Genomic DNA, 23,317 nt, shown 5'->3' with positions numbered 1-23,317 from the left:
AAGAAGAAAACGCTCCATCAGAGTAAGTAACTAGAAGTATCCGAATGTAACTGATTTTGTCTTGAGTATAGGGGATTTTTAGTAGCTGATACCATTTTTAACATTAAAAATAGGAGTAAGATGTAAAATCTCACTCCCATTCTCTTGATATGTTTTAATTATTAATTCTTATTTTCATATAACTTCACGTTATCAATAGTAATAGTCATTGATTCTTTAATGTCATTTCCAAGTTCTCCTAAAAGAAGTTTAATAGTTGCTTCGTCTGAAATAGATTCTATTGCAACTTTGACTGTTCGCATTGATTCGCCAATGGAGACTTTTTTGTTAATGTACCTGTGATAGTCAGAATTATCGACTACAACAAGCAAGTCTCTTTCAATAGTTGAGCGCACCTCAAATTCTAATGTATACGAGTTTCCAGATTCGAATAAAAATGGACCTTGGTATAAATGAATAGAGTAATCTTCTCCACCATCTTTAGCAATTGTATAAACTGCTTCCCCATCTATCACTTCAAAAGTTGCTTCAGCATCAAAATGGACGTAAGAGTTCCAATCTTGCTTTCCTTCGTCAAATGTTCCATTAACAAAACTCTCTACTCCCGGAGCTTTTGCTGGTAATTCATAAATGGTATCAACAATTTCTTCGCCATCAATTGAATTTTGATTAACGTCTTTATACATCCTAATGTAATCAACGATTAGTTGTTTAGGGAAAATAGTTGTTTCATCTGGAGAACCAGGCCAGTTTCCTCCAACAGCAAGATTTAAGATTAAAAAGTGATCGTGATCATACACCCATTCTTCAGGTCCATATTCCAAATCGACTTCATCCTTATTTACTATATGATATAAAATATCATCAATGTAAAATTCTACTTCGTCTTCATCCCATTCAATAGCATATACATGGAAATCCTTTGATAAATCAATACCCATATCAATATGACCATTTATTCCTGGTCCCGCAGTTACAGGTCCATGAACTGTTCCATGTATTTCAGTAACATTGCTCCCTATATATTCTAAGATGTCAATCTCTCCGCTTTGTGGCCAACCTACAGTTTCAATATCTTCACCCAACATCCAAAATGCCGGCCATATCCCTTGTCCACTTGGAACTTTAATTCTAGCTTCAATTCTTCCGTAAGTTGTATTTACTTTACCTTGAGTGATCATTCTTGCGGAAGTGTATTCTGTAGTGTAATTTATACCATCATAGCTAAAGTTTTTTACTTCTTTTAATGCTTGAATAATTAAATGTCCATCTTCAATATACGCATTATTTGGTGAATCAGTATAATATTCTAGTTCATTGTTTCCCCAACCAGGAATACCTTTTTCTGCACCATTTCCTATTTCAAATGTCCAGTAGTTAAGATTAATTGTATCTCCTTCAAACTCATCCGCCCATACTAATTCCCATTCTTCGACTTTATCTTCATCAATTTCTGTTTTAACTCGATTTGAAAGATCTTCTAAAGTAATTGTAGGTTCTTCCTCGTCGATTTTCTCCATAGATACATTTCTAATCCAGACCGGTTGTTCGTTTTGTGCAAAAAATATCTCGAATCTTGAAGATGTGTCTGTTTCATCATACATTGTAAATTCAAATTCATACGTTTCATAGTTTGATGTTAAAGTAATATCTTTTATTCCGTAGGCTTTCCAACCTTTATTGCCGGTAGCACCTATTTTAATCGTAATATTTCTCTCGTTTTCAGTTTTTGCTGTAATGCTAACTTTATAGACACCAAGTTTTTCAACAGTTATCGGTGATTGAATCAGCTGTATCCCATAAGGTGGTGAGTCTATATTAGTTGGTGTAACTTTAGCAACATTTCCAACAAGTTCGTAGATTCCTTCTGCTCCACTATTTGTATAGAAAATCCAGCTTTTTTCCGTATTAACAACGCCATGAGTGTCAGGTACGTTAGTTGATAAAACATTACTAAACTGCGAATTAAATAAAAGGTTGTTTTTATTTTCTGTTATTGTTTTTCCTATTGAGTTAAATAATAAAATTCCGATTAGAACTCCAATGACTAGTAAGAAGCCTAATAACATAGAAAATTTCAGTTTTTGATTCATATTTGCCTTCCTTTTCTTAAATTATTTTTACGAAACCGCTTTCGTAAAACCTATTAATTATATGATATAGTTTTTTATTCCGTTTGTATATTGTTTATCGTATTTTTCCCAATAGTTTGAAATTTATATGTTATATAAAAAGGAGACCGCGGATATTCGAAGCCTACTCTAAAAATTTGCTATACTAGTTTATCCTGCGTTTAAGTTAGAGAAGAAACTTTCAATTAATTCAGCATCAGTTTTATACCATTGTTCGAAAGAACCTTCTTCATTATATAAGTGAAAGTGATCCTCGTAGATTTCCATATAAAGCTTCTTCCCATAATAATAAAAAGTAAATTTTTCTATATAATCTTCCTGTAAATTAGAAGAGCTAACCTCTTCTTTCTCCATCATTAAAAAGTTTGAAACAATGGAATTTATTCTAAATGGAGACAACATTGGATAACTATAGATCTTTTCCCCTACCATCATGCCGCTATGAAAATATTCACTTAACATTGTAGTTTCTGGATAATTTTCTGGTTTCTTCACAAATGCTTTTGCAATTTGCTTATAGTCCCTACCACTCTTATAGAAAATCTCCTCATTTTTATCTTTAAAGAAGTTATCTCTTAACGAGTGGAAAGAATAAATTTTACCCTTACTATAAATATGAAAGGTGAATGACGTAATACTCGTACCAGATCCGCCAGGGTACGGGTGATTTGTTTCAACAACGCTGCCATGCAAACTATTCTTGAATTGCGTCATAATCTCATGTGAATCAATCTCAATCTCTTCTCCACCTGATTCAATCACAATTTTGTCCCAGTCCTCTTGCAAAAAAGATAGTTCCCCACTTGAATCGCTATTAGGATCAGAATATCCGTTAGCATTTGCGAGCTTTAATTTTAAGTCGGAAATTTGATTGTTTAAAGATTCAACATGTTTAGTTTCATTAATTAATTCATCGTTTTGACTTTTTAGTTCTTGATAATCTTTTTCTATTTTTTTCTTATCTTGAAATACGTTTATTGTCATAATTCCGATTAAGCAAGCTACAATTAATGACCCAACTGTAAGCCAAGTAGAAAGTTTTCTCATAATAAGCCTCTCCTTATTACTTTATGTATTTGTTAAATTTTGTAACTATTTATCCTCTTCGTCATGAATCGTATAACTTCCTGCTTATAATTAGATTAAATTATAAGATTTTAATGCATACAAAAAAACGAACCTAAATAGGTCCGCACAATAGTCAAAGTTGTTTCCTTTGAGTCTAATAAATATGAAAAACAATGTAGAAAGTTTACTAGATTGTCCAATAAGTAATCGTATCAATTATTCCTAGAATAATCATCAATAATCCTGCTGCCTTTTGCACATACGAACCTAGCCTTCTACCCTGTTTCTTCATTAATCTCCCATCTAGTTTAAAGTACCAAAGCAAAAAGACAGTTAATATCACAGGAATTGACGTACCTATTGCAAAAACAGAAGGTAAAATTACACCAAATGAGCTTGAAAGTACAATTGGCATTAGTGTAATGAAAAATAACACAAACATGGTTGGACAAAAGGCTATTGAAAAACTTACTCCCATAAAGAAGGATCCTAATCTTCCACTTTTAAGACTATCTGGTAGCTTAAATAATCGTAATGTCCAATTCATCTTTATAATTCCAATCATAAACAAGCCTAAAATTATCAATATTGGTCCGATAACTTTTCTGAAATAAGGGAAGTACAATGTTAAGGTTTGTTGAAATTCTTTTCCTAAAACCCATACTAATAAGCCTATGCTTGAGAAAACAACAATTTTCCCTAAAATAAAGAAAAACACTTCTTTCCAAGCTAATCTCTTTTGTAAAGACTGGTTTCCAAAGATAGTGATTGCGCTAATATTACCAGTAAATTGACAAGGTGCTAATGCAGCAACAAGACCTAGAATAAAAGCAGCCAGTAATGGAATCCCTTCAGTAGCATAAAAGATATTTAAAAATGGTTCACTTAAAGAAAAACTAATCTTACTTATAAAATCGTACATTTACTAAACAACACCTTAATAATTAATGATAAATTTTCTGAAGTGAAAGGTACTTTAGAGTTGGTTAATAATAATTATATACCCTTCCTAATCTATTCGTATATTATTAGACAAATAAAGTATTATTGTATAGTAATTTATTTAATAAATCTAATTTATGAATAATTCACAATAAAAAATAGAACGAACCTGCTTTTGGTTCGTTCCAGTAGAATAGATTAATACAACTTCCCTTGTGTATACAACACTGTTGACAATTTCATAACGGAATGGATATAACAGTTTTGTCTCAATGGGAATGGATCTCCGAAAAATTGCGGTAAAATTGTATCCATTGTTTCTTGCATTTTCTCAAATAGCATTTTAAATACTTTTTCCTCACTTAAAAACTGTGTTTCACGACCTTGCAACCATTCAAAATAAGAAACGATTACACCACCGGCGTTAGCTAAAATGTCAGGCATAATAATGACACCTTTTTCGCTTAAATAGTTATCCGCTTCCCCTGTTACAGGAGCATTGGCACCTTCGACGATAATTTTAGCATTAATTTTTTCCATATTATCTTTATGAATTTGGTCTTCAAGTGCAGCTAAAATTAATACATCAACTTCTTGCGTTAATACTTCATCACGATCATGAATGTGTGCTTTGACTTCCGCTTCTTTTAATTGATTTTCATTTTTTGGTAAATCACCACCGTTACCTGCGGTATATTTTACTAAAGCAGGAATATCTAAACCATCTGAGTTATATAACATGACATTACGATCACTTACTGAAACTACTTTGTTTTGTAAGTAAGTACATTGGAAAGCTTCTAGTGCTGCAACTGAGCCTACATTGCCAAAGCCTTGTACGGCAATTTTTAGAGGCTTATCTTTATACTGTAAAGCCGTTCTTGCAAATATGTTATTTGTCTCTGTTAAATATTTTTCTTGCTCTTTCAAAAAATCATGTAACATATATCTAAAAGTAAAATATACTCCTTTACCGGTTGCTTCTCTTCTTCCTAAGGAGCCACCGTTAACTAAACTCTTTCCTGTAAAGCTGCCTCTATAAGGTGTGCCTGGACGGATTGATTTATATTCAGCCATCATCCAATCCATTTCCCGCTCACCAGTACCGACATCAGGTGCTGGAATATCTTTGTCAGGACCTAAGCTATCGCTAAAATATTGCACATATTTTTTACAAATTAAGTGAAGTTCTTTCACGGATAGTTCCCGTGGATTTACGATGACTCCACCCTTTCCTCCACCGAAAGGCACATCATGTAGAGCGTTTTTTAACGTCATTAAAGCTGCTAAGTTAATGACTTCATCTTCATTTACTGATTCATGAAAACGAATCCCACCTTTATATGGACCTAATGCATTATTATGTTGCACTCGGAATGAAGGAATTCGTACTACTTTTCCATTTTCTAAAGCAATTCTTAAAAAAGACTTATGTACTTGGTTAGGTGTTGAAAGGATTGCGCCTAACGAAGTAAATGCTTGCTCTCTAGTTTCACCTTTTAATGTTGGTAAAAAGTTACCATCATTCATTAAGGCATTTAATGATTGTTGAACAATTGAACCAGTTTGACTTGCCATTTCTTTATCACCCTCCATATACCATTTATACCATTAATTGTAACACATCGTAAAATCTTACACATTTGATAAGACATCAAACAGTTTTGCAGTATAAAAAATTAAAATATAACGTATTTGAATAAGTTGGTTAAAGTCGAATGTAATTTGGAAATAATATTTTCTCTTATTAATTTGCCTTGTTATACCATGCAAGGAACGTAATAATCAACAGATAAATTACACCTTTAATCTTTAAAGCTTGTATACTATAAAAAGACATTACTTTATTAGGGGGATATGAAATGGATAAGCTTCTTTATTTATCACAAATTAACTTATTTGAAGAAATGCCTATGGATGAGTTAGAAGCAATCGATCATATAAGTGAAATGCAGCCGATGAAAAAAGGAAATTTAATTTTAGGACCAACTAAGCCAAATCGAGCGCTTTATCTACTAAAAAAAGGCAATGTTCGGTTGTATAGATCTAGTGAGGATGGCAAACAACTGACAGTGGATTTGCTAGGTGATGGTAATGTTTTCGGAGAGACATCTACTTTTTCACTTAATGATGATCAGACATATGCTGAAGCGCTTACTGATGTATACTTATGTGTTATTGGAAAAGATGAATTCACGGTACTAATGGAACAATATCCAAAGCTTGCAATAAAATTTATTGAAATTCTTTCTGCTAGATTAAAAGAAACATATGAAATGAGTGAATCACTAGCACTTAGAAATGTTCGTTATCGCATCTTATCTTTACTATTAAAATTAAGTGAAAAGTTTGGGCGCAGATCAAAAGAATGGCAAACGATTGATGTCAAAGTTACTCATCATGATATTGCTTCAATGATAGGTTCAACAAGAGAAACAGTAAGTGCAACGATGGCTCAACTTAAAAAAGATGGTTTTATTAAAAAATCACCTCTTACATTTAAAATAAATGCAGATAAAACGACAGAATTCTTGCAGCAGTACTAATACATTAGGAGGGCTTAATAAGTCCTCCTTTAGCAATTGTGTGGAATAAAAATTAGTTTACTAGGATTGTAACTCATTACAATCTCTTTATTTATTTCAAATGAATAATCTACATTGGCTTGAAAAGTAACTTCCATTGTTGCTTTCCCTACTAGAACTGCTGCGTAATAAAAGCCTTGGCGGAAAACTACCTCTTTTAAAAGCCCTCTCAGCAAAGCCTTATCTTTTGATTTTTCGTCAATAAAAGGTGTAAAGATTTCTGGTCGTATAATAAGCCAACCTGTAGTGTCGTCTATTATATTTTCAACCTTAAATGGGAAGTCCTCGCAATAGAAATAGCCATTATCTATTCTTCCATAATGAACATTTTTGGCACCTAAAAATATCGCAACTTCTGGAGAAACGGGACGTTCATAAAGCTGTTTTCCAGTTCCTACTTGTAGCAATTCTCCACTTTGCATAATACCTATTCGATCTGAAAGTTGAAATGCCTCGTCTTGGTCATGTGTTACAAATAAGCAAGTCACATTGAGTTTATGGTGTAAACCTCTCAACAATTCTCGCATTTCATCTCTTAAGTTTGGGTCTAAAGCACTAAATGGTTCATCTAGTAATAATAGTTTTGGTTCTACAACTAGGGCCCTCGCTATCGAAACACGTTGTTGCTCTCCACCACTTAACTGGGTTGCATATCTTTTTTCATACCCTTTTAATCCTACGGCGTGAAGCATTTGCTTTGCTTTGTCAATTCTCAGTTTCTTTGGAACCCCTTTTACCTTTAACCCAAATGCAACATTATCTTCAATTGTCATATGTGGGAATAATAAAGGCTCTTGAAAAACCATGCTAAAGGATCTTTTTTCGGCTGGAATAGTAGTAATATCCTTAAAATTAAAGTGACATTCACCACTTGTAGGAATGATTAATCCAGCAATTAATTTAAGAAGCGTCGTTTTCCCACAACCTGAAGGGCCTAATAAAGAAAAGAATTCGCCCGTTTTAATTGTTAAATGAATATCTTTCACTGAAAACTCATCTTTACAGCTATATTTTTTACTAATATTAAGAAGATTCAATCCCTCGATATTAAACACTTCCTCTTCGCACAAAACTAATTGGTACCGACTTTCCATAAAATTTCTTTAAGAAAAGATCCATCAAGAATAAAACGCCTATAGCTAATATGGAAAATAGTATCGTATAGACTGAAGCAATCGCTTGATCTCCACCATTAATGAACGGAAATAATAATAAAGGCAACGTAATAACCTGACCACCCGAGACTAAGAAGGTTATTAAATATTGACTTAGAGAAATTAAGATTGATAGACTTGCTCCTGTTATTACTCCAGGCAAGATCATTGGGAAAATAATATATCGCACCCTCATACTTCTGGTTGCACCTAACATTGTTGCTTGTTCTTCATATTTATTTCCTAATGTACTAAAACTAATGACTAGTGCCCTAACCATATACGGCAAGGTAGGAATTATGTGCGCAATAATTACTCCTATAATCGTCTCTGTTAAGCCTAATGAGATAAAGGTTGTGTGCATCCCCATAATTGATATAAATGGAGGTATTATAATCGGTGCATATATAAATCCTTGAAAAAGCACTTTTCCTTTCACTTTCATTCTTGCTAGTGCGTGTGCACAGGGTAAAGCTAAGGCAATGTTTATCACCGTTACAAAAATTGCAATAATAAAACTATTCCAGACAGCTACCCACGTATCGGGATTATTAAAAAAAACATATGTCCATGAACGCAAGGTTATATCCTCTGGAAAGATTTGTGGCCACTTTAACAGGGGTGTTATGCTCGCTAATACTAATGGAATAAATGGTGTTAGTATCAGTAATACGATAAAGCATAGTAATAATACTTGTAAACTACCTTTTCGTTTGAAATTTACCATCTCTCTCGTTCTCCAATATTCCATCTTTTACTAAGCTTATATGCAAGGAGCCCTAATAAAGCAGTAACAAGGACTAGGATGACATTTACTGCTAGAGCTTCGGGTCTACCTTCCAAGCCGCCGCTAGTAAAGACAGTAAATGCATAAACTGGTAACGTAACAGGGTAGGTTACTCCAAGTAAATACGGAATTTCAAAAGAAGAAAATGTAAAAGCAAATACAATAAATGTAGCTGCAATCCAAGTAGGTAACAAAAGCGGGATAACGATTTCCTTTAAATAGATATATGTAGTTGCTCCAAAAACCTTGGACACATCTCTCCATGATTGATGTAATCTAGCTAGGATAGGTACAAGCATTAACGATACAAATGGAGCCTCTTTCCATGCATACGTAATAATTATCCCCCAACCAAAAGTTTCATTAATTAAGATAGGGAATTCAGCTGCCTGGTCTATGATCCCTATTGCTGCAGCAATACTGGAAATCCAACCACTTTGCATGAATAATAAAACCATTAAGTAAGCTGCGACTATATGTGGAATTAATAATGGAAGCTTAAAAATACTTTCACTTAATGAGAGCAACTTTCCCTTTTTATTATTTTCCATTAATAAAAACAGACAAAGAGATATAAATAAACCTATGACTCCAGCAAGCAATGAAGATAAAAAAGCTATTTTAAATGTTAAAACAATAGATTGCCAAAAATCCGACGATTTAAATAAAGATTGGTACGTCTGTATGGATAACGTTTTCTGACCTAAAACCGGTAGATAACCAAAACTTTGTACCAACCCTTGCAAAAAACCTCCATAAAATAGGAGCGACAAAACTCCAATCGTTGGGGCTAAATAAAGATAAGCCTTACTCTTTTGCCACATTTTCTAACCAACCTTTTTCAATAACGGAAATATATTCTGCGGGAATCTCAGGTACTCGATGCTTCACTAATTGATCCATTGTTAAGGTAGCAATACCAGTATCCATCTTTTCTATTACCACTCTATCTTCTTTTGATAGTTTGTTAGGGTCAATCGCTAATAAGTCACCCCAGTTCATTGGATCAAGTTTTGCTATTTGCGCTTCAGGTGATAATAAATAATTGATTGCGACTAATGCACCTGCTTTATTAGGAGCATTAAATGGAATAGAAAGATAATGTGTATTAGATAATGTTCCGTTGTTTAAAACAAATGTTTTTGATGATTGTGGGAAAATTCCTTTTTGAATTTGTGCACTTGCTCGACCTGGATCATAGCCCATAGTCATCCAAACTTCTCCATTTGCGTATAACAAGTCTAATTTCGCACTACTCTCTGGATAAGTAGCGCCTTCTCGCCATAGATAAGGTTCTATTTCATTTAAGTAACTCCACATCGGTTCTAATGTCTGCTCTAAATTTTCCTGCTCACTTAATCGTTTTAAATATTGTTGATGTCCTCCTGTTGTTTCATAAAGAACGTGACGAACAAATGCGCTACCAGTAAAATCAGGAGGGGCCGGGTAAGTAAATTTACCTGGGTTATTAATTACCCATTGCTTCAATTCTTCCATAGATTTAGGAGGGTTTTTCACTTTGTTTTCATCATATACAAAGACAAATTGCGCTGTCCCCCAAGGTGCTTCTAGACCAGCGATATCTTCGCCGAAATCAAAACGGATATTGTCTGCATCTTTTTCTACAAATCTATTAAAATTAGGTAATTGTTCGTTAATGCTTCCCCATAAAAGGTTCTGTTCTTTTGCATCTTTGAAGTTTTCTCCATTAATCCAAATAATATCAATGCTTCCCTCTTTCTTTCCAAGCTGCTTTTCTGTTAATAGTTTTTGAATAATATCTTTCGTGTCATTTACCGGAATCCGTTTTAAGACAACACCAGTTTGCTTTTTGAGTCTTGGAGCTACCCAGTCATCAATGTACTTATTAATGGTGTCACTACCGCCCCACATATAGATATTAACTTCTTGTCCTTTAGCAATTGCTGTAACCTCATCCCAAGAAGCGGTTAACAATGAAGCATCGATTGCCTGATTGTTCTTTGTTGTACAACCAGTCAGAAAGAGTGAGATAAATAATATCATTGTTATCGTAGTTAACATATTCTTCTTCACTAATAATTTCCCTCCTTTAAGGGCCTATCTAAACCATTTAATATATTTCTTTGTTATCGTTGGAATAGAACCATTAAATAATTTCTCTCGCCAATAAAGGTCAGCGGTTTGTTGGACGATAGCCGCATGGGTCGGATATGGGTGGATGACATTTGAGATGCTACCAATTTTTAATCCGTTTGTTTTTGCCATTACAATTTCTTGCATCCAATCACTAGCATTCTTTCCAACAGCGTGCGCCCCTAGTATATGTCCATTTTTCTTTGTAATAACTTTTAAGAGTCCGACATTATTTCTATCAGCAATAAATCGATCAACGTCATTCATTGCAACTTTATATGTCCGGAATTCCTCTCCATATTTATCTTTTGCGTCTTGTTCTGTTAATCCTAAATGATAAACTTCAGGGTCAGTGTAAGTAACCCAAGGAGTATGATCGTAATTTACTTTTCCTTTTATCCCAAAGACTGCATTTCTAACGACGACTTTCCCTTCCATCCCAGCAGCATGTGTAAACGGAAAATTGCCATTTATATCACCAATTGCATATATGTTAGATATAGATGTTTGCAGGTAGTCATTAACTACAATTGCACCTTTATCTACATCAACGCCGATGTTTTCCAACCCTAATTTTTCAATATTGTTCTTTCTACCTGCTGAGACGATGATCTCGTCAAACGTGTATGTTTTTAACTCATTATTTTGCTTAATAGTTACAACTTTCTCACCTTTGGCATTTGCTTCTACTTTTTTAGTCATTGCATTGTATAAAATAGATATTTCTTTTTCTAATTCTTTCTTAATGATTGGTATCATATCTTCATCTTCTCTGCCAAATATCGTTGGACCCGCTTCTGCTACAGTAACTTCTGAGCCAAATCTTGCAAATGATTGGGCCATTTCTAGTCCTATAGGACCACCGCCGATAACAAGTAATCTATCTGGCTTGTTTTTCAGGTCAAAAATAGACTCATTTGTTAGAAATTTTACTTCTTTTAATCCTTCAATTGGTGGTACATTTGGTCTAGATCCCGTAGCGATTACAATCTTTTTTCCTTTAATGATCTCTCTATTATTAATCACTACATGGTGTTTATCCTTAAATGTTCCTTCTCCGTGATAAATAGAAACACCTAATTTTGTAAATCTTTCTTTGCTATCATGAACTTGAATATGCGCTATTGCATCTTTCACTCTTTTCATAGCTGTAGAAAAGTCTGGTTTACCATTCAACTCGAAACCGAATTGTTCAGCTGCCCTTTGAGCCTGGTGAACTTCTTTTGCTGCAGCAATAAATGCCTTTGAAGGGACACAGCCATAATGAAGACAATCGCCACCTAATTCTGAGTTCTTTTCTATTAATGCTACTGTTGCTCCCAAGCTAGCAGCACCTGAAGCTACAGTTAACCCACCAGCACCGCCACCTATTACTATTAAATCGTATGTTTTAATAATATATGTCCCCTTTCACCTTTTAATCTATCTCGTCTTTTTACTTCACTTTTTCAATCCGCTTCTTAATGAAAATAGGAATAATCATGATTAATATGAAAACTATACTAGCTGTTAAAATAACCTTTGGACTACCACTAATAAAGCTGTTGCCTAAAAAATTATAGGCAAAAGTTCCTGGGATAATACCAAGTAATGTTCCAAAGAAAAATGCTGAAAGCCTAACAGAAGAAACACCTGCTATATAGCTAATTAAATCAAAATTTAACACTGGGATGAACCGGAGAAATAGAACATAATAAAACCCATTCTTTTCGAGTTGGGTCTGGATTTTTTGGAAATTTCCCTTCCACTCTTTATTCGTAACATTTTTACCAAGTTTTCTAGCAATTATAAATGATAAAACTGCACCTAAAGTTGCTCCTATTATTGTATAAAGAGTCCCCATTAAAGCACCGAAAGCGAGCCCACCTGCAATGGAAAGAATAGAAGCTGGGAAGAAAAGCAAAGGTCTTATCGTATAGATAACTATATAAATCAATGGAGCAAAGAATCCAAATGATAGTATCCAAGTTCTTATTTCCTTTGGATCGAATTGTAAAGAGGTTCTACTTAACGAGATTATACTTATTACGATGATTGCCACAATAAAAGAATAAAGTATCGTTCGCTTTTTATTCATGCTTGTTTGATCACACCCCATTTTTAACTCTATATACATCAAAGTATATAGATTGATTAAAGTTATCGCTGTAATGTAGCTTACAAAAAATCATTTTAATCTAACTAGGTTGTAAGGATAATTACATTGTTTACTTCTTGAATATGATAAGATTAGAAATACTTATAAAAAAAAGATAAAGGTGATCCATGTATGTTAGACACTCACGCTAGAAAATATGTACAAAAGCCAATTGAAGTAACAGCTAATGCTCTATTGAAAGTAGGGTTTACAGCTAATGCTGTTACGAAACTAGCATTTATCATTGGAATCTCTTCTGGTATTCTTATTTATTTCAATGAGCCATATTGGGCAGTTTTTGTTCTTTGGTTGTCAGGTTTTCTTGATGCGGTGGATGGAACAATGGCAAGGAATACAAAAACTTCCTCATGGGGTACGCTACTTGATATTAGTTTTGATCGACTTGTTGAAATAAGTGTCATTCTTGGCTTAGCATTTAGATATCCAAATGCGATGTGGGCATTATTATTACTTAGTGTTTCCATTATTTATGCAATGACTATATTTTTAACTGTAGGTGCACTTTCTGATAAAAAGGGTGTAAAGTCATTTTATTATCAGGCAGGCGTAGCTGAGAGGACGGAAGGATTTATATTGTTTACTCTAATGATTATGTTGCCAAAGTACTTAGTAGTCATTACACTGTTATTTCTATTTTTAGAAGTATTTACAACAATGCAACGATTGTTAGAAGCTCGAAAATTATTAAAATAAAATTGGCAAGGATGATAGTTTACCTTGCCAATTTTAATGTAAGTATGAATTTTAAAATAAGAGAATAGTTTCTTAATATCTACCACTTGCCACTTGTTAATTCTATTAAAGTTGTAGTGTTGTCCAGTGGATAAATATAAATCAGTGCTGAATAAGTTTTTTCCTCGGTAAAAACGTCTTGTTTAATTCTTTCATAGTGATTATTCAAACCTTCACCTAAATAGCCTTCTAAAATATCTAATTGCTTAAGTTGTTCTTTAGTCACTTTGTAAAGTTCTCCATAAACTTTTCTCATACCATCTATACAAATGCAAGGATAACCATTGCCTGTATCGAAAAGCCTACCATTAGTCCAACAGTTCACTTCAAGACAAGTAGCACCTTCTAGGAGATAATGATTGCGTTCACCATTTTTTAAAGTTCCATATACAAACACAGTATACGTCTCAGACATTTATTATCCCCCGCCTTTTAATCTTTTTTATATCTATTTATAAAATCTCTATCTATTTTATTTTTTAAGACCCATGTCGCTTTTCCTTTTAATGCAAAATTTTTATACAAAAGAAAGCCAGTTTTATTACCAATCGATAAGATAGATAAATAATTTTTTTGAGGTATATACCTCTCTCCATCTGTGGCATATAAAAATGCTTTTAAGTTACGATAAAGTGTTTTTCCTTGTTTTACAGCGTATACACCAGCCTTATCAATGTCTGGAAAATCTCTTAATGAAATACAGTCTCCAGCTCCAAAGATGAACGGATATTTTTTTACTTGTAAAGTATCTTCAACTAATAAGTAGCCTAGTTTATCTATAGGTAAATTCGAAGACTTGAAAATCCCAGGAGCTTTAGGACCTGTTAACCAAATCATGTGATCATAAGTTTCTTTTCTACCTGTCGATGTTATGTAGGAGTTAAGACTTACTGATGTAACACCTTCGTTTTTTAATAAATGTATTCCATTTGAAATGACAACTTCTTCAATTTTTTCAGATACAGAATCATTTTTTTGCTGAAGAAGTCTAGTTTTACTTATTAATGTCACCGGTGTTTCTATCTTATGATTTCTTCGCCAAGCTGTTAGCGACAAACTAATCTCTATTCCAGCTGAGCCGCCACCAACGACAACAATTTTTTCGGACTTACGAACATGATCAATTACATCAACAAAATGATAATTTGGTTTTATACGCATTGCATTTTCTGTAACACCTTGCGTCTCCATTCCTGCTGTTAAAGATCCAATATCAAACGAAATCACATCGAAACGTATGACTTCTCCTGAAGCTGTTAGTACCATTTTCTGCTCTGCATCAATTGCGGTTATTATACCTTCAAACCATTTCACATTCGCTTTTGTTGATAGTTCTTCTAAATTTATTCTAATGTCTTCTTTCGAGTACAGACCTTCTGTATAGCCAGAAAACATTCCTGAATAATATTGATATTTTGAAGCGGATATTAATGTGACCTCAACATCTTTATATGGATGTAGTTGCAATTGTTTTACGACATGTAGATGAGCGTGTCCCCCACCTATTAGTAATAGTTTTCTCATAAAAATCCTTTCTTGAGATCTTTATTTTTTATAGAAAAAGCTGCTAGAAATTATCTTAGCAGCCTTCATATTTATTATTAAATTATAATTAATTACTAGTTAATACAGGGAATATATATGGTTCTTCAGGCTCAGTTATTTCCTTCCATGAATCAACGACAATTGCAGGTAACTTCATATCATTATATTTAGTTAATTTTATTACTCCCTCAATCTCTAGCCAAGTATCTTGTTCAAGTTTCGCTGCATCATCTAATAATGCTAGGAAACCAACAATACTTGCATCGGCTACACAGTGAGAAATCATAAAACGAGCAACTACTAATTCATTTTCGGAAAAACCTTCTTCTTTATATACAAACCCGATAACCTTAATCCTTTTTCCTTCATACAATTCAGGAGCCATGTGCATTGTTTCGTAATAGACAGAATAAACATCATCTTTCATATGGATAAATTCGAGGCCTTTTAATTCCTCCATTTTCCTATTGTACTCGTCAGAAGACATAAAGTTGTTATTTTCAAGAGCTTGTTCTTGGTTTGAGGTATCCTCTTCCTCATTTGAATAAGGGTCTATTTCTTCATTTGACAAATCATCTTCATTTTGACTTTCTGGATTATCGGTAGTATTTGGTATTTCATTGTCCAAATCATCTAATGGTTCATTTTTTTGTTCATCAACATTCTTTTTTGTAAACATCGTCCCTTTTTTGGCAGCAATTGATGAATCTAAAATTACAGGTGAGAAAAAGAAAGCTGTAATCAATGGGAAAATAATAATTGAATAATTGATTAATTTTTTATTGAATGAAGTATGTTCGTGATCATGTGTACAATCACAATTCTCATGTTCATGAGTATGGTCATGCCTTTCAAATGATCGTACTAATTGAATGATAGTTAAAAACAAAAATATTACTGCAGCTATTTGACTTAACATACTATATTTTGGATTAATAAACTTCGTAATATCACCAGAAACATGCAGTTTTACAATAACTAAGGCAAAAGCAGCAAGAATAATTGCTTTAAATAACTGTTGAAAGTTTACTTTCATAGAATAACCACCTATCTAAAATAGATTGCTTGATAGTAGTGAAAAAATAAATACGACGACACTTATCACGATAAACAGTGCTAAGACAAATCTTGCTTTAAAAGCACTTAAAAGCATAATTGTATTTTTTAAATCAATCATTGGTCCGTAAATTAAAAATGATAGGATTGCAGGTTTTGGTACTAGGTTACGGAACGAAGCACCGATAAATGCATCTGCTTCAGAACAAAGTGACAAGAAGTAGGCTAGTCCCATCATGATGATAGTTGTACTTATTAAACCTTCTCCAAAAATGAAGAGAGATTTCATCGTTACAAATGTTTGTAATGCTGCTGCAATAAATGCCCCAATAATTAAGTATTTACTCATATCGAAAAACTCATCGATCGAGTGTTTAATCATATTGTGTATTTTTTTCATTAAAGAATTGTCTTGCTTAGTAATTTCAATTGTACTTGCTTGTTGCGCTAGAGCAGTTTTTAATTGGTTTGATTTAAAAAGAAAACTGATGCTAAAAGCAATAACTAAAGCTGCAAAAAATCCAATACCCATACGGAGACTGGCTATTTTTATATCGTTACCAAAAGCCATATACGTAGATAATATAACGATAGGATTAATTAACGGTCCTGTTAAAAGAAAACCAACGGCGGCATAAAGTGGAACACCTTTAGAAACTAATCTGCGGACGATTGGTACAATTCCACATTCACAAGCTGGAAATAAAGCACCCACAACACAACTCATAACAATAGCTAGATACTTGTTCTTCGGAATCCAGCGCTTTATATGTTCTTCAGTAATGAATATTTGAATAAATCCAGCGATAATAACCCCTATTAGAATAAAGGGTATTGCTTCGATCAGAATACTAATAAAGATTGTATTAAGCTGAAGGAAAGATTTAGGGATTGTTAATGACCACGTATCTTGTAGAAGTTGACCAAAAAATAGAATATAGATAATTAAGCCAACTGCTATGATGCCAGTAATGTTAATGAAGTATGAATTAATTGAGCGCAACATTGTATGTTTCCTCCACTATAAATTATGATTGCTTTTTTTCGTAGTGATTACGATTTAATTTTATACCATTGATATTATTGCGACAAGCCATAGTCCTTTAAATTTTCAATAAAGAACAAAAAAAGTCCTTATTGGACTTTTTAGTTTAACTAATATTTACTATTAAAATATATCTGCGCGTCAGATATCTAGATTAGTAGTAATCTCTAAGACTTATTTATGCTTTCTTTTTAAAGAGACTTCTTCACAAACTTTATTGTACATCATTTCTAAACCTTCATTAGATGCTTCAAAATGATAAGCATTATTTGCATCTATACCTATACTTCCTGCTTCTTTAACTACGTCAATGTTAGCACCAAGAAAAATGAATTCCCATTTATTCACTTCCTGCTTTTCCTTAATTAATTTTTCGACTTTTTTATAGGTGAATTCTCGGCTAGCATTTTCTTCTCCATCTGTTGTGATTACAAAAATAACTTTATCTGGCTTCGTATTTTCATCTAATGTAGCAATTCTTTGATTAACATCTAATATTGTCTTACCTATAGCATCAAGTAGAGCTGTGGATCCTCTGACGTAGTAGTCATCTTTTGTTAATTTCACCTCTTTTGCATCTACACCATTCCATAAAACTTCATACTCATTATCAAAAAGTACAGTAGTTACTTTTGTTTCTCCATCTAGTTTACTTTGTTTCGATATAAAGGAATTAAAACCTCCAATTGTATCGCTTTCAAGGCCAGACATCGAGCCACTTCTGTCCAAAAGGAAAATGATTTCTGTAACAGTTTTTTTCATAATATTACCATCCTTTCAATATAGATCATGCTATAATAATATCTGATATTCTATGTACTTAGGTCGCCTCACAAGCGACAAATAAGGAGCAGAAACAATGTTAAAAAATGAAATATTAGTAGCGTTACAGAAGTTCTTAGAGGAACATAGTGTTGAACAAGTCTATGAATTACAAGAATGCAAATACATAAATATTGATCATGATTTATCGATGGATGACCTAGAAGGTTTCTTAGAAGAAAACAAATCGCCTTCATTTGCGATGAACTTGTTTAGCTTCATTGATTCAAGCGGTAGAAGTGACGTAGAGATTTATAAAAAAGCTGGGATCGACAGAAAACTTTTTTCAAAGATACGATCAAATCCTAGCTATAAAATCAGCAAAAAGACCGCAATAGCACTAGCGTTAGCACTAGAATTAAATAAGAACGAAGCGGAAAAACTATTATATTCAGCTGGTTTTTCACTTTCAAAAAGTAATACATTTGATTTAGTCATATTATTTTGTATTGAAAATGAAATCTATAACTTGGATGACGTGAATTACGCTCTACATCAATTAGGTTTAAATACAATTAGCAAATACGAATAAAAGAAGCACTAACTAAAAAGGGAACTTTGTCATGAGACGAAGTTCCCTTTTTGATCTAGTTATTTATATAACTTATCCATATCTATTTTTGGAACTAATCCTTCTTTTGCAGCACGATTTAATAAAGTAGTAATTGCTGCAAAACCTGCATCTCCGAGTTCTTCTGAAAAGTCATTTACATAAAGATCGATGTGCGCTTGAGCAACATCAGGTGATAATTCTTGCGCATGACACATGACATAGTCTTTTGAAGCATCAGGGTGTTTCCATGCATACTGAACGGATTGTTTAATCCAATTCGTAATACTTTCGAGGTCTAAGTTGCGTTTTGCAATAATTGCCCCAAGTGGGATAGGTAAGTTTGTATCTTCCTCCCACCAACTTCCTAAGTCAGTTAGTAGGTTTAGATTGTAGTTTTGATATGTAAAACGAGCTTCATGAATGACTAATCCTGCATCGACTTTACCATCACGTACTGCTGGCATAATTTCATGAAATGGCATTACAATAATTTCACCAACACCACCAGGAACATGGTTAGCTGCCCATAGTCTAAATAGTAAATAAGCTGTAGACAGTTCACTTGGAACGGCTACTTTTTTTCCAGCTAACATGGAAGGGTCTTTATGTTCTGAGTTAGTAAGAACTAAAGGGCCACACCCGCGTCCAAGTGCACCACCACATGGTATTAATGCATAGTCGTCTAATACATATGGTAATGCTGCAAAAGATATCTTTACAATGTCAGGAGCATTTCCATCAATAGCTAATTTGTTCGTTATATCGATATCTGCAAAAGTGACATCTAACTTTGGTGCACCAGCAATTAAACCATGTGCTAAAGCATGAAAGATAAAAGTGTCATTTGGGCATGGAGAGTACATGATTTTCATTATAAAACCTCCGATAATATCTGAAATGTTGCTTCAAGTGATTGCAAGGCGTCTTTAATTTTCCATTCGCTTTTGTTTCTTGGTCCTACCTTATTTGAGATGGCGCGAACCTCTATTGCCGGAATATTAAACTGCTTAGCTGCCATCGCAACACCGTATCCTTCCATCGCTTCAGCTGTTGCATTTGGTACACGATTAGCAAGTTCAGTAGTGGTTTCTTTACTTCCAGTAACAGTAGATATTGTTAAAATGGAACCTTTATTAACAGGTATTTGACTATTTTTCAATGCTCTGTACACTTTACTAACAAGATGTTGATCAACATCGATTATAGATGAACCAAAGCCTAATTCATTTAAAGAAGAAAAGCCGTGTTCCGTTTCTGCGCCGAGGTCGGCAGCGATAAACGAATCACCGACTACAATGGAACTGATATCAGCCTTCCCGGTAAAACCCCCAGCTATCCCAGCATTAATGACTAAACTGTAATTTTCTTTTGTTAAAGCTATGGCAGTTCTTGCTGCAGCTTCAATAGGCCCGACTCCAACTTCAATGACATGAAAGTTTTCATTACCATTAAGCCCGCGAAGAACGGCATCTTTTTCTGCATCTACAGCAGTAACTATTAGTATTCGTTGTTTAATGCTCATTACTAAACCCCTTGTTTATCTATTTGTATTTTAATTTTAAACGAAAGAGCTTCATACGACAATTTTCTGATATGAATTTCCGCATAAATAAAAAAGACCTTCATTAATGAAGATCTCCATTTCTTTACTTAAACCAGCCTTTTTCTTTCGACTGTGTGATTGCTTCTATTCTATTTTTTACTTCAAGTTTGTCTAGAATCGTTGAGATATAGTTTCGGACAGTACCAGTTTTCAATGAAAGTTCGTCTGCAATTTCCTTTGTGTTTTTCCCATCTGCAACAAGTTCAAGAACTTCTTTTTCCCTGCCAGTTAAAGGGTTTTCCTCACTATACAGGTCATCCATTAGTTCTGGTGCATAAACGCGATTTCCAGCCATTATTCTGCGAATAGAATCTGCTAATTCTTCACTAGGACCATCCTTCAATAAGTAACCACTTACCCCAGCTTTAATTGCCCGTTTGAAGTACCCAGTACGAGCAAAAGTCGTTAAAATGATTACTTTACATGGTTGCTCTTTAAGTGCTTCAGCAGCTTCAAGCCCTGTTTTTTCCGGCATTTCAATGTCCATGATACATACGTCAGGGTTATACTTTTCAACTAACGTTAGTGCTTCTTGACCATTATTAGCCATTGCAACAACTTCCATATCATCCTCAAGGCTAAGTAAAGAGCCTAAAGCACCTAATACCATTCGTTGGTCTTCGGCTATGACGATTCTTATCATTACTGGTCCTCCTTATGAAACTGCTTCAAAGCGTGGGGAATCTTCATGGAGATGGTAGTTCCATTATTATTGGTAATCTCTAATGTTCCATTTACAAACTCTAATCTTTCATTTATGCCTAAAAGACCATTCCCTTTGCCATAATCTTTCTCAATATTTAAACCGATTCCATCATCTTGAACAGTAATAACAATCTCACTTGGTGATTGTTTTATCGAAAGTATACAATTTTTTGCTTTACTATGCTTTACTATATTCGTCACAACTTCTTTTAAACACATACTTAAAATATTTTCTAAAAATAGAGAGACATTTGAAAGTGGTCCCTCTTCCTTATACACAAATTTAATTTCTGCTGCTTTTAAAATTTGATTCACATGTACAAGTTCATCTTTTAAACGAATGCCTCGCATTTGTGATACAAGTTTTCTTACTTCATTTAAGGCAGTCCTTGCAGTTTGTTGAACGTCTTTTAGCTCAACTTTTACTTGCTCAGGATCTTTATAAATAAGTTTACGTGCTAAATCACTTTTAAGCCCAATTAATGATAGCTTCTGACCGAGTACATCGTGAAGATCTCTTGCGATACGTTGACGTTCTTCTTGCTTAACTAAATCTGCAATTCGATCATTTGCAACAGCTAATTGTTGCTCAAGGCGGTCTTGTTTTTTCTTATTATAGATATTAAAAGGAAGTAGAATTACACTTATCCAAATGATGACAACAAATGGTAGCTGTTTTACGTATTCTTCCGCTTGAAAGATGAAGTTAATATTAATAGAAATCGTCGTTAGCGTAAGATGTACAATATATAAAGATAAAAAGCCAGCTCTATTTTTTATGTTCCCAATATAATAAGCGATATAAAAAGCAAAATATACGTATTGGAAAACTATTGTCATTGTGATTGAAATGACAATTAATAATGATGTCCAAACATAAACTGGCCATCTTTTTGAAACAAACGCAAAACGAAACAAAAGGAAAAACATGATAGTTAGCGTAATTCCGATAATTACTTCAATTTTTGAAGATGATTCAAAGATGAAGTAAAACGGAAGTATGCTAAACAAAATCCATATATAAGGAGCAATTCCAGAACCTTTTTGAAAGAACACTAATTTTTTTGACATGTAAAGTACCTCATTACTTAATAAAACTTACCTTATATATTATTTTATCATATTTTTCCATTATTGTAGCTTAAGAAGTTTGCTCTTTATTTGGTGTACTGTAAGCATTTTTTATTTTTTCTTTAACTTGCTTAACTCTTTTGAAGCTAACAAACTTTTTGTTTTCTTCATCCCAAAGCTTAAACTTTAACGACTCTAAGCTCTTCGGAAGGTTAATTGTTGGGACATCTTGAAGAACTTCGTTTTTGTTATGAACTTCTTCTAAATAATAGTTTGGAATTCTTGAACTTAAATGATGAATATGGTGGTATCCAATGTTACCAGTAATCCATTGTAATACTTTTGGTAATTTATAATAAGAACTACCTTGTAATGCTGCTTTTACATAATCCCAGTTTTCTTCTGTTTCAAAATAAGAATCTTCAAATTGATGTTGTACATAGAATAACCATACTCCTAAAATTCCTGAGATTAAGAAAATAGGTCCTTGAATCATTAAGAAAGTTTTAAATCCGATTGTTAAGCTGAAAAGTGTGATAATCGCTACTAAAGCAATATTAGTAATATAAGTGTTAACACGTTCTTTTTTACGTGCATCTTTTCTATTAAAACGATATTGAATTAAAAATACATAGATAGGACCAATGATAAACATTGTAATCGGGTTACGGTATAAGCGGTACCCTAAACGAGTCCAAAATGATGAAGACATATACTCATCGACTGTAAGTACCCAAACATCTCCTGTACCACGTTTGTTTAAGTTACTGTTCGTTGCATGGTGAACATTGTGACTATGTTTCCATTGTTCATAAGGACAAAATGTCATGATTCCTGTTATTGTTCCGATTATATTGTTTGCACGTTTGTTTTTAAAGAATGATCCATGACAGCAATCATGGAAAATGATGAATGCTCGAACTAAAAAGCCTGCTGCTACTGCAGTTATTGCAAGTGTAATTAGATAAGAATACGAAATGCTAACATAAGCTAAAATCCATAGTGCAAAGAATGGTACTAATGTGTTAATCATTTGTCTTACGCTGTTTTTTGTACTTGATTTTTCATATGGAGCGATTTGTTTTCTTAATTCTTTTTGGTTTTGTTTATCCATTTTTAGTGGCTTCCCTTCATCACTAATTTATTTCTTGTTGTATCTAATGATAAAGGAGTTTTTTCCTCCTTTGTAGACATGAGTGTCATGCGAATTATATGACAGTTGTCATATTGAACTACCTCCAATT

The 23,317-nt window shown here is 33.5% G+C and carries 23 protein-coding genes; 3 read left to right on the top strand and 20 right to left on the bottom strand.

Annotated elements, in window-relative coordinates:
* Positions 1–161: 161 nt before the first annotated feature.
* The 4 genes from CIB95_RS08000 to CIB95_RS07985 form a co-directional block, all read right to left on the bottom strand.
* Positions 162–2,093: a family 16 glycosylhydrolase gene (locus CIB95_RS08000; protein ID WP_094924013.1), complete on the bottom strand. Its 1,932-nt coding sequence runs from the start codon at positions 2,091–2,093 to the stop codon at positions 162–164.
* Positions 2,094–2,282: 189 nt separating this feature from the next.
* Entirely contained in the window at positions 2,283–3,179 is an 897-nt protein-coding gene (locus CIB95_RS07995) for a basic helix-loop-helix domain-containing protein (protein ID WP_094924012.1), read from the bottom strand.
* 208 nt (positions 3,180–3,387) lie between these two features.
* Positions 3,388–4,122, bottom strand: coding sequence for an urease accessory protein UreH domain-containing protein (locus tag CIB95_RS07990; protein WP_094924010.1), 735 nt, complete (start codon positions 4,120–4,122; stop codon positions 3,388–3,390).
* Between the two features lie 218 nt (positions 4,123–4,340).
* Positions 4,341–5,720, bottom strand: a complete 1,380-nt coding sequence (locus CIB95_RS07985; protein WP_094924009.1) for a Glu/Leu/Phe/Val family dehydrogenase — start codon at positions 5,718–5,720, stop codon at positions 4,341–4,343.
* Positions 5,721–6,004: 284 nt separating this feature from the next.
* Here CIB95_RS07985 and CIB95_RS07980 point away from each other — a divergent pair, with 284 nt between their 5' ends.
* A complete protein-coding gene (locus CIB95_RS07980; protein ID WP_094924007.1) occupies positions 6,005–6,688 on the top strand; it encodes a Crp/Fnr family transcriptional regulator in 684 nt (227 codons plus the stop codon).
* A 29-nt stretch (positions 6,689–6,717) separates the two neighbouring features.
* On the opposite strand, the gene CIB95_RS07975 is transcribed toward CIB95_RS07980, so the two are convergent.
* The 6 genes from CIB95_RS07975 to CIB95_RS07950 form a co-directional block, all read right to left on the bottom strand.
* Positions 6,718–7,713, bottom strand: a complete 996-nt coding sequence (locus tag CIB95_RS07975; RefSeq protein WP_233143974.1) for an ABC transporter ATP-binding protein — start codon at positions 7,711–7,713, stop codon at positions 6,718–6,720.
* Positions 7,714–7,774: 61 nt separating this feature from the next.
* Positions 7,775–8,608 carry an ABC transporter permease gene (locus tag CIB95_RS07970; protein WP_094924004.1) on the bottom strand — a complete coding sequence of 278 codons (834 nt, stop codon included), beginning with the start codon at positions 8,606–8,608 and terminating at the stop codon, positions 7,775–7,777.
* Positions 8,602–9,414, bottom strand: coding sequence for an ABC transporter permease (locus tag CIB95_RS07965; protein WP_233143973.1), 813 nt, complete (start codon positions 9,412–9,414; stop codon positions 8,602–8,604). Before CIB95_RS07965 ends, CIB95_RS07970 begins: the two co-directional genes overlap by 7 nt.
* A 61-nt stretch (positions 9,415–9,475) precedes the next feature.
* On the bottom strand, positions 9,476–10,723 hold the full coding sequence (locus CIB95_RS07960; RefSeq protein ID WP_233143971.1) for an ABC transporter substrate-binding protein: 1,248 nt from the start codon (positions 10,721–10,723) through the stop codon (positions 9,476–9,478).
* 24 nt (positions 10,724–10,747) lie between these two features.
* Complete coding sequence (locus CIB95_RS07955) at positions 10,748–12,160, bottom strand: dihydrolipoyl dehydrogenase family protein (RefSeq protein WP_332893192.1); 1,413 nt, start codon at positions 12,158–12,160, stop codon at positions 10,748–10,750.
* Positions 12,161–12,218: 58 nt separating this feature from the next.
* Positions 12,219–12,860 carry a TVP38/TMEM64 family protein gene (locus tag CIB95_RS07950; RefSeq protein WP_094923999.1) on the bottom strand — a complete coding sequence of 214 codons (642 nt, stop codon included), beginning with the start codon at positions 12,858–12,860 and terminating at the stop codon, positions 12,219–12,221.
* A gap of 192 nt (positions 12,861–13,052) precedes the next feature.
* Here CIB95_RS07950 and CIB95_RS07945 point away from each other — a divergent pair, with 192 nt between their 5' ends.
* Entirely contained in the window at positions 13,053–13,634 is a 582-nt protein-coding gene (locus CIB95_RS07945; protein WP_094923998.1) for a CDP-alcohol phosphatidyltransferase family protein, read from the top strand.
* 79 nt (positions 13,635–13,713) lie between these two features.
* On the opposite strand, the gene CIB95_RS07940 is transcribed toward CIB95_RS07945, so the two are convergent.
* From CIB95_RS07940 to CIB95_RS07920, 5 genes are all read right to left on the bottom strand, one after another.
* Positions 13,714–14,088 (bottom strand): gamma-glutamylcyclotransferase family protein, encoded by a 375-nt coding sequence (locus tag CIB95_RS07940; RefSeq protein ID WP_094923996.1) that lies wholly within the window; start codon positions 14,086–14,088, stop codon positions 13,714–13,716.
* Positions 14,089–14,105: 17 nt separating this feature from the next.
* Positions 14,106–15,197: an NAD(P)/FAD-dependent oxidoreductase gene (locus CIB95_RS07935; RefSeq protein ID WP_094923995.1), complete on the bottom strand. Its 1,092-nt coding sequence runs from the start codon at positions 15,195–15,197 to the stop codon at positions 14,106–14,108.
* A gap of 88 nt (positions 15,198–15,285) precedes the next feature.
* Positions 15,286–16,254 carry a TIGR03943 family putative permease subunit gene (locus CIB95_RS07930; RefSeq protein ID WP_094923993.1) on the bottom strand — a complete coding sequence of 323 codons (969 nt, stop codon included), beginning with the start codon at positions 16,252–16,254 and terminating at the stop codon, positions 15,286–15,288.
* A 15-nt stretch (positions 16,255–16,269) separates the two neighbouring features.
* Positions 16,270–17,280 (bottom strand): permease, encoded by a 1,011-nt coding sequence (locus CIB95_RS07925; RefSeq protein WP_094923992.1) that lies wholly within the window; start codon positions 17,278–17,280, stop codon positions 16,270–16,272.
* 213 nt (positions 17,281–17,493) lie between these two features.
* Complete coding sequence (locus CIB95_RS07920; protein ID WP_094923990.1) at positions 17,494–18,081, bottom strand: vWA domain-containing protein; 588 nt, start codon at positions 18,079–18,081, stop codon at positions 17,494–17,496.
* A gap of 97 nt (positions 18,082–18,178) precedes the next feature.
* On the opposite strand from CIB95_RS07920, the gene CIB95_RS07915 reads away from it, so the two are divergent.
* A complete protein-coding gene (locus tag CIB95_RS07915; protein WP_094923989.1) occupies positions 18,179–18,673 on the top strand; it encodes a hypothetical protein in 495 nt (164 codons plus the stop codon).
* A gap of 59 nt (positions 18,674–18,732) precedes the next feature.
* Here CIB95_RS07915 and CIB95_RS07910 read toward each other — a convergent pair whose 3' ends face one another.
* The 5 genes from CIB95_RS07910 to CIB95_RS07890 form a co-directional block, all read right to left on the bottom strand.
* Positions 18,733–19,566, bottom strand: a complete 834-nt coding sequence (locus CIB95_RS07910) for a 1,4-dihydroxy-6-naphthoate synthase (protein ID WP_094923987.1) — start codon at positions 19,564–19,566, stop codon at positions 18,733–18,735.
* The gene (locus tag CIB95_RS07905; protein WP_094923986.1) at positions 19,566–20,216 is read right to left on the bottom strand and encodes a futalosine hydrolase; all 651 of its coding nucleotides are present in this window, start codon (positions 20,214–20,216) and stop codon (positions 19,566–19,568) included. Before CIB95_RS07905 ends, CIB95_RS07910 begins: the two co-directional genes overlap by 1 nt.
* Before the next feature lie 124 nt (positions 20,217–20,340).
* The gene (locus CIB95_RS07900; protein ID WP_094923984.1) at positions 20,341–20,940 is read right to left on the bottom strand and encodes a response regulator transcription factor; all 600 of its coding nucleotides are present in this window, start codon (positions 20,938–20,940) and stop codon (positions 20,341–20,343) included.
* Positions 20,940–22,073 carry a sensor histidine kinase gene (locus CIB95_RS07895; protein WP_094923983.1) on the bottom strand — a complete coding sequence of 378 codons (1,134 nt, stop codon included), beginning with the start codon at positions 22,071–22,073 and terminating at the stop codon, positions 20,940–20,942. Before CIB95_RS07895 ends, CIB95_RS07900 begins: the two co-directional genes overlap by 1 nt.
* Before the next feature lie 70 nt (positions 22,074–22,143).
* Entirely contained in the window at positions 22,144–23,187 is a 1,044-nt protein-coding gene (locus tag CIB95_RS07890; protein WP_094923981.1) for a fatty acid desaturase, read from the bottom strand.
* Positions 23,188–23,317 lie beyond the last annotated feature (130 nt).

Source organism: Lottiidibacillus patelloidae, assembly GCF_002262935.1.
Taxonomy (GTDB): domain Bacteria; phylum Bacillota; class Bacilli; order Bacillales; family SA5d-4; genus Lottiidibacillus; species Lottiidibacillus patelloidae.
This window is presented reverse-complemented; position numbering and strand designations above follow the sequence as displayed.

What these genes read in the sequence shown, in the direction of transcription:
- CIB95_RS07980 (WP_094924007.1), top strand. Translation starts at nt 6,005, where the DNA reads ATGGATAAGCTTCTTTATTTATCACAAATTAACTTATTTGAAGAAATG.
- CIB95_RS07970 (WP_094924004.1), bottom strand. Translation starts at nt 8,608, where the DNA reads ATGGTAAATTTCAAACGAAAAGGTAGTTTACAAGTATTATTACTATGC.
- CIB95_RS07920 (WP_094923990.1), bottom strand. Translation starts at nt 18,081, where the DNA reads ATGAAAAAAACTGTTACAGAAATCATTTTCCTTTTGGACAGAAGTGGC.
- CIB95_RS07925 (WP_094923992.1), bottom strand. Translation starts at nt 17,280, where the DNA reads ATGTTGCGCTCAATTAATTCATACTTCATTAACATTACTGGCATCATA.
- CIB95_RS07985 (WP_094924009.1), bottom strand. Translation starts at nt 5,720, where the DNA reads ATGGCAAGTCAAACTGGTTCAATTGTTCAACAATCATTAAATGCCTTA.
- CIB95_RS07915 (WP_094923989.1), top strand. Translation starts at nt 18,179, where the DNA reads ATGTTAAAAAATGAAATATTAGTAGCGTTACAGAAGTTCTTAGAGGAA.
- CIB95_RS07930 (WP_094923993.1), bottom strand. Translation starts at nt 16,254, where the DNA reads ATGAAAGTAAACTTTCAACAGTTATTTAAAGCAATTATTCTTGCTGCT.
- CIB95_RS07995 (WP_094924012.1), bottom strand. Translation starts at nt 3,179, where the DNA reads ATGAGAAAACTTTCTACTTGGCTTACAGTTGGGTCATTAATTGTAGCT.
- CIB95_RS07990 (WP_094924010.1), bottom strand. Translation starts at nt 4,122, where the DNA reads ATGTACGATTTTATAAGTAAGATTAGTTTTTCTTTAAGTGAACCATTT.
- CIB95_RS07940 (WP_094923996.1), bottom strand. Translation starts at nt 14,088, where the DNA reads ATGTCTGAGACGTATACTGTGTTTGTATATGGAACTTTAAAAAATGGT.
- CIB95_RS08000 (WP_094924013.1), bottom strand. Translation starts at nt 2,093, where the DNA reads ATGAATCAAAAACTGAAATTTTCTATGTTATTAGGCTTCTTACTAGTC.
- CIB95_RS07945 (WP_094923998.1), top strand. Translation starts at nt 13,053, where the DNA reads ATGTTAGACACTCACGCTAGAAAATATGTACAAAAGCCAATTGAAGTA.
- CIB95_RS07900 (WP_094923984.1), bottom strand. Translation starts at nt 20,940, where the DNA reads ATGATAAGAATCGTCATAGCCGAAGACCAACGAATGGTATTAGGTGCT.
- CIB95_RS07910 (WP_094923987.1), bottom strand. Translation starts at nt 19,566, where the DNA reads ATGAAAATCATGTACTCTCCATGCCCAAATGACACTTTTATCTTTCAT.
- CIB95_RS07895 (WP_094923983.1), bottom strand. Translation starts at nt 22,073, where the DNA reads ATGTCAAAAAAATTAGTGTTCTTTCAAAAAGGTTCTGGAATTGCTCCT.
- CIB95_RS07890 (WP_094923981.1), bottom strand. Translation starts at nt 23,187, where the DNA reads ATGGATAAACAAAACCAAAAAGAATTAAGAAAACAAATCGCTCCATAT.
- CIB95_RS07935 (WP_094923995.1), bottom strand. Translation starts at nt 15,197, where the DNA reads ATGAGAAAACTATTACTAATAGGTGGGGGACACGCTCATCTACATGTC.
- CIB95_RS07950 (WP_094923999.1), bottom strand. Translation starts at nt 12,860, where the DNA reads ATGAATAAAAAGCGAACGATACTTTATTCTTTTATTGTGGCAATCATC.
- CIB95_RS07905 (WP_094923986.1), bottom strand. Translation starts at nt 20,216, where the DNA reads ATGAGCATTAAACAACGAATACTAATAGTTACTGCTGTAGATGCAGAA.